The organism is Microcystis sp. M53598_WE2, assembly GCF_030067735.1.
In the GTDB taxonomy this organism is placed as follows: Bacteria; Cyanobacteriota; Cyanobacteriia; order Cyanobacteriales; family Microcystaceae; genus Microcystis; species Microcystis aeruginosa.
In genome coordinates this window covers 1-5,820 of record NZ_JASJFE010000989.1, presented here as the reverse complement: position 1 = coordinate 5,820, position 5,820 = coordinate 1, and the positions used below count along the sequence as shown (strand labels likewise).

At 44.2% G+C, this 5,820-nt stretch carries 4 protein-coding genes, 1 tRNA gene and 1 pseudogene; 1 reads left to right on the top strand and 5 read right to left on the bottom strand.

Features of this window, described 5'->3' with window-relative positions:
* Nucleotides 1-219, top strand: a pseudogene (locus tag PX636_RS20230) (class I SAM-dependent methyltransferase); the annotation flags it as partial.
* Here the strand turns inward: PX636_RS20230 and uvrA are convergent.
* The 5 genes from uvrA to PX636_RS20205 all read right to left on the bottom strand — a co-directional run bounded on the left by uvrA (nucleotide 176) and on the right by PX636_RS20205 (nucleotide 5,762).
* Nucleotides 176-3,088: an excinuclease ABC subunit UvrA gene (uvrA, locus tag PX636_RS20225; protein WP_288118520.1), complete on the bottom strand. Its 2,913-nt coding sequence runs from the start codon at nucleotides 3,086-3,088 to the stop codon at nucleotides 176-178. The pseudogene PX636_RS20230 and the gene uvrA sit on opposite strands and share 44 nt — an antisense overlap.
* Nucleotides 3,089-3,289: 201 nt before the next feature.
* Nucleotides 3,290-4,063, bottom strand: a complete 774-nt coding sequence (gene cysE, locus PX636_RS20220) for a serine O-acetyltransferase (RefSeq protein WP_002798161.1) — start codon at nucleotides 4,061-4,063, stop codon at nucleotides 3,290-3,292.
* Nucleotides 4,064-4,122: 59 nt separating this feature from the next.
* Nucleotides 4,123-4,725 (bottom strand): tRNA (adenosine(37)-N6)-threonylcarbamoyltransferase complex dimerization subunit type 1 TsaB, encoded by a 603-nt coding sequence (gene tsaB, locus PX636_RS20215; RefSeq protein ID WP_288118519.1) that lies wholly within the window; start codon nucleotides 4,723-4,725, stop codon nucleotides 4,123-4,125.
* A gap of 29 nt (nucleotides 4,726-4,754) precedes the next feature.
* A tRNA-Lys gene (locus PX636_RS20210) sits at nucleotides 4,755-4,826 on the bottom strand.
* Between the two features lie 63 nt (nucleotides 4,827-4,889).
* Complete coding sequence (locus tag PX636_RS20205) at nucleotides 4,890-5,762, bottom strand: aldose epimerase family protein (protein WP_002798163.1); 873 nt, start codon at nucleotides 5,760-5,762, stop codon at nucleotides 4,890-4,892.
* Between the last annotated feature and the right edge of the window lie 58 nt (nucleotides 5,763-5,820).

Here is a 5,820-nt window from a genome sequence, read left to right as displayed (position 1 = left end):
CAGTTATTGACTGCTGACTATGCAATTATTCGGGATGAACCCCATAATTTTCGTCTCCGAAATTATTACGCCACCCCCAAAGAACAATTAAGACAGTTAAGGTCTTACTTTCAAGAGATTAAAATTTATTCTTGGAAAACCGGTCAGGAAATTAAGAGCGAACAAGAGTTAAATACTAATCTTGATCATTGGCTTTATTATCTCTGTGTTCTTCCCTAACATTATCCCGCTTTTTTGGGGGATATTGAAGTAATGCTTGGGCAAGATAATGACCGGTGTAGGATTTTTCACATTTAGCCACGGTTTCCGGTGTTCCCACCGCGATTAATTCTCCTCCCTTGTCCCCTCCTTCCGGTCCCAAATCAATAATCCAATCGCTACAGCGAATCACGTCGAGATTATGTTCGATGACGATAATCGAATTACCTTTATCGACCAATCTTTGTAACACATCTAAGAGATGATGCACATCATAAAAAGATAATCCCGTAGTCGGTTCATCGATCAAATATAGGGTTTTTCCCGTGGCCCGTCGGGATAATTCGGCCGCTAATTTCACCCTTTGCGCTTCCCCACCGGATAAAGTGGGCGCGCTTTGACCGAGTTTACAGTATCCTAAACCCACATCCACGAGAGTTTGTAATCTGGTGGTGGCCCGGGGGACATTTTCAAAGACCTTTAATGCTTCCTCGATCGTCATATCTAAGACATCGGCGATCGAATAACCTTTATACTTAACCTGTAGGGTTTCCCGATTGTAACGCGCCCCTTTACACACATCACACTGCACATAGACATCGGGGAGAAAATTCATCTCGATGACGTTTACTCCTTGGCCTAGGCAAGCTTCACAGCGTCCTCCTTTAACATTAAAAGAAAACTGCCCCGCTTTGTAACCTCTAGCTTTTGCTTCGATGGTTTCGGTGAAAATCTCGCGAATAATGTCAAAAACCCCCGTATAGGTGGCAGGATTTGACCGAGGAGTGCGTCCTATCGGTGATTGGTCGATGACAATTACTTTATCAACCGCGTCCAATCCTTCCACTTTCTCTAATTCTTTGGGGAAGGGAGTTAAACGGGTTAAATGATGTTGTAAAGCTGGATATAATAACTCATTAATTAAGGTGGATTTGCCTGAACCAGATACCCCCGTAATCGAGACTAATTTTCCTAAAGGAATCGTTACATCAATATTTCTTAGGTTATTTTGATGGCAATTTTTTAAAACTAAAGCATTACCATTCCCTTCCCTTCTTTGGGGAGGAGTTTCAATAACTTTGCGTCCCGATAAATATGCCCCTGTTATCGATTTTTTGGACTTTAAAAGGGTTTTAAAACTGCCTTGACAGATGATTTCTCCGCCATGAATCCCCGCTTTCGGACCGATATCGACCACATAATCGGCTGCCCGAATCGTTTCTTCATCGTGTTCGACGACAATTAAAGTATTACCTAAATCTCGCAATCTTTGCAGGGTTTCTAACAGTTTACTATTATCTCTTTGGTGTAATCCGATGCTAGGTTCATCGAGAACGTATAATACTCCCGTTAATCCCGAACCGATTTGAGTGGCTAATCGAATTCGTTGGGATTCTCCCCCGGATAAAGTCATCGCCGGTCGATCGAGGGTAAGATAATCTAATCCCACATCGATTAAAAATTGTAGTCTCGCTTTGATTTCTTTGAGGGCTAATTCCCCAATTAATGCTTGTCTTGGGGTTAAATGACAATCATTAATTCTCTGCAAACAATCCCGAATGGTAACTCCGGTAAAATCCGTGATCGTATATTGTCCTAAACGTACCGATAAAGCTTCCGGTTTTAATCTTTTTCCGTGACAAACTTCGCAGGTTTGGTTAACAATATATTTCTCTAGTCTTTGTTTAATAACTTCCGAGGTGGTTTCTTGATAATTCCTATCTAAGATATTGATAACTCCCGCAAATTCTCGATAGTAACCGCGACCAGTATCATAACGGTAATCATCTTCAAAATAGATCGGTTCTTTACTCCCATAGAGAATGATATCTTGCTGGGTTTTTGTTAGTTTCTGCCAAGGGGTTTGAATTTCAAAACCTAAAGCTTGCCCTAAACCGTAGAGGAGAGAAAGATAGTAGGAATTATCCTTATCTGACCAAGGGGCAATAGCCGAATAAACCGGTTGTTTTGGGTCTGGAATGACTAAATCTGCCGAAAATTTCCGTAAACTGCCCAATCCGTGACAGTTGGGACAAGCACCATAGGGAGAATTAAAAGAGAATAAACGGGGGGATAATTCCTCCATAACTGCCCCGTGTTCGGGACAGGCAAATTTCTCGGAAAAGACAATTTCTTTGGTAACTTCGGGATTATCTTCGTTATTCTCATCGAGAATTTCCACAATCGCTACACCATCGGAATGCTTTAAACAAGTGGTTAAAGAATCCACTAATCTTTCCTGTAAACCCTCTTTTTTGATCAGGCGATCAATAACAATTTCAAGATCATGAAGATGTTTTTTATCTAACTCGATGCCCTCGGATAATTCTACTACCTTGCCGTCAATCCGCACCCGGGCAAAGCCTTGGGAGGCCAAACTAGAGATTAATTGCTTATGAGTGCCTTTTTTGCCGCGAATTACTGGGGCTAAGATTTGAAAACGGGTTTTCTCGGCCAATTCCATCACTCGATCGCACATTTGATCGATGGTTTGGGGGGCAATATTGCGATCGCAATGGGGACAATGGGGTTCACCGGCACGACCGAACAATAAACGCAAGTAATCGTAAATTTCCGTTACAGTTCCCACACTAGAGCGGGGATTGTGGGAAGTGGATTTTTGGTCGATGGAAATAGCCGGACTTAAACCCTCGATCGCATCCACATCGGGTTTATCTAATTGTCCCAAAAATTGGCGCGCGTAGGCGCTGAGGGACTCCACATAGCGGCGCTGTCCCTCCGCAAAAATAGTGTCGAAAGCGAGGGAAGATTTGCCCGATCCCGAAACTCCCGTAAAAACAATCAACTGATTGCGGGGTAATTCGAGATCAACATTTTTGAGATTGTGTTGTCGGGCGCCACGGATACGGATCGAGTCAGTTTGAGCCATCGGACGGTGCCAAGTAGTCCTTAACAATCATAGCTTTGACGAATGGGTTTCAGCTACTAAGTAGGTAGGTGTTAAAAATTGTCAGATACCCCCTTATTAAGGGGGGATTAAGGGGGGATCGAAGGCAAAATCTATCTTCTATTTAATTAAAACCACTTACTTAGAAAACCAGTCTTCTATCATATCAGAAGATTATCGGAGTTAAACCGCCCGTTCGAGAAACTCGCGCATATCTCGTTCGGCCGCAGGGCAACAGCCATGACTCGCTTCTTCTTCTAAATGGGCTAAAACTGGGCAATTAATCCGATAATCTGGTTCTTTTGACCGTTCTAGCCGCAATTCGTACACTTGTTTTTCCAGTTGTTCGATGCGGTCTACCAAAGCGCGAATAGCCACCGCTTCCGAGTCGGGTAAATCACCGTGTTCGAGGGGTTCCACCCGCGTCCCAGCGCGATAGATTAAACGACCGGGTACACCAACAACGGTACAATCGGCGGGAATATCGCGCAAGACCACAGAACCAGCACCGACGCGAACGTTATTACCCAGATAAATATTACCTAAAACCTTGGCCCCAGCGCCGACGACCACATTTTCCCCTAGAGTCGGGTGACGTTTACCGCTTTCTTTCCCCGTCCCTCCTAAAGTAACTCCCTGATAGATGAGGGCATAATCACCGACAATGGCCGTTTCTCCGATGACAACTCCCATGCCATGGTCGATAAAAACACCCTGACCAATTTGGGCGCCGGGGTGAATTTCGATACCAGTCAGAAAACGGGCAAGATGGGAAATTAAACGGGGAATAAAGGGAATCCCGATCTGATATAGCCAATGGGCGAAGCGATGGCACAGTAAAGCCTGTAATCCAGGATAACAAAACAGTACCTCTAACCAGTTGCGGGCAGCGGGGTCACGTTCAAAAATGATTTTGAAATCGGCTAGGAGAGTAGATAACACGAGTCTTGATTCCATATTGATCGAGCTTATACTAAACCATGTTATCACTCCGGTAAATGAGCCGTTCAACTTAATCACATCCCGTAAAATGGTAGCGCCTCCGACCAATGGGGGCGTTTTCCCGTTTGCCAGTCCAAATAGGCTAAATCGAGGATATCGGGGGCATTTATGCCTAAACAACTGGGTGTGGCTAATCTTTGATAGGGAATAGTTAAGTTTTCTAAAGTCTGCTGCCATTGTTCCGGAGTCATCAGGCTATCAGCTAAATAAACCCGATTACCCCGATAGATGCCCACATACAATTGTCCCCTAGTTGCGGGCATTTCTAGGGCTAGATAGGTATCGAGGGGGTAAAAATCCCGTTGTAACCAAGCAAAGGCCGCTAAACTGGAGACGGTAAAAATCGGTAGCTGTAATTGTTGTGCTAGGGTTCTACCTGTGACTATACCGATGCGGGTACTGGTAAAGCTACCCGGCCCCTTAGCGGTGGCTAGAAAGGCTAAATCTGCCCATTTTTGCGGGGCTAGGAACTGTTTTAGATAGGGGTGGAATAGGTTCGATAAATCCCTGTCTAAGTCCCAAGTTTGTTGACGGCTATCATCCCTGAAATTAGAGAGGGCCAGTCCTAGTTGGGGACTGCTGGTATGCAAGGCTAATCCATAGACTGGGGAAGACAAGTCAATCTTTCTGTATTAGTAAGTTTTTATGGGTCGCCTGGGATTCGAACCCAAGACCAATCGGTTAAAAGCCGAGTGCTCTACCGCTGAGCTAGCGACCCGTTTCGTGTTCTGCACACGATTTATTAATCTAACATCTTATCGAGGCCAAGTCAAGGGGAAATTTAAATTTGATTGACTCGCATTTCCACGATCGCCTCGCGGCTGCTCTGGGGTTCTAAGTAGGTCAATTGTTCGCCTGTGTTGAGGGCGTTGCGGGGGGCGCTCCAGGGTTCGAGACAGATATAATTTTTATCTTTCAGGGTCCAAAAAACTATAGTTGTATAGAGATCGTCGTAACCGAGGATAATTTGACGTTGATGATAGGAATCACTAAAACTACTTTGATGGCGAGTGATTTGCGGAAAAGCGGCATCAATTTCTTCGAGATTAAAGTCAAAGTTGCCGGAGTAGGAATGGAGGGTTTTCCTGCGTTGATCGAGGTATTGGGAGGAGGGAATATCAAAGGATAATCGGGTTTTATCGGTGACTTGAAAGTAGGGATGGAACCCAATAGAAAAGGGCATTCTTTCGGGGGAAAGATTAATAACTTTTTGGTGAATTTTGAGGCTGTTTCCTTGCAGTTGATAGGTAAAGATTAATTGAAAATCAAAGGGATAGACTTGACGAGTGGCTTCATTACTGTTTAATTCTAGGGTTAAACTAGCGGCAGTTTCGCTGCTTTGTTTGCTCACTTGCCAGGGTAAATCACGAGCAAATCCGTGTTGTTTGAGGCTATAGTTTCGGCCTTGGTGTTGATAGCTATTATCGGGTAAGTTGCCACAGATAGGGAATAAAATCGGGACTCCTCCGCGCACGCTGAGGTTAGGATCTTTAAATCTTTCTCTGTCCAGATATAAAATATCTTCTCCGCAAATTTGCCAACGGGTGATGATTCCTCCCCTAGCGGGAACCACTTCCAGATAAGCGTCAGCCTCTTCATCCTTGAGACAATAGGTAAGATATTGATTTTGGTTTTGAGTGATCGTAAAAGTCATATCAGTTATCAGTTATCAGTTATCAGTTATCAGTTATCAGTTAGCTGTCTATTGTCTT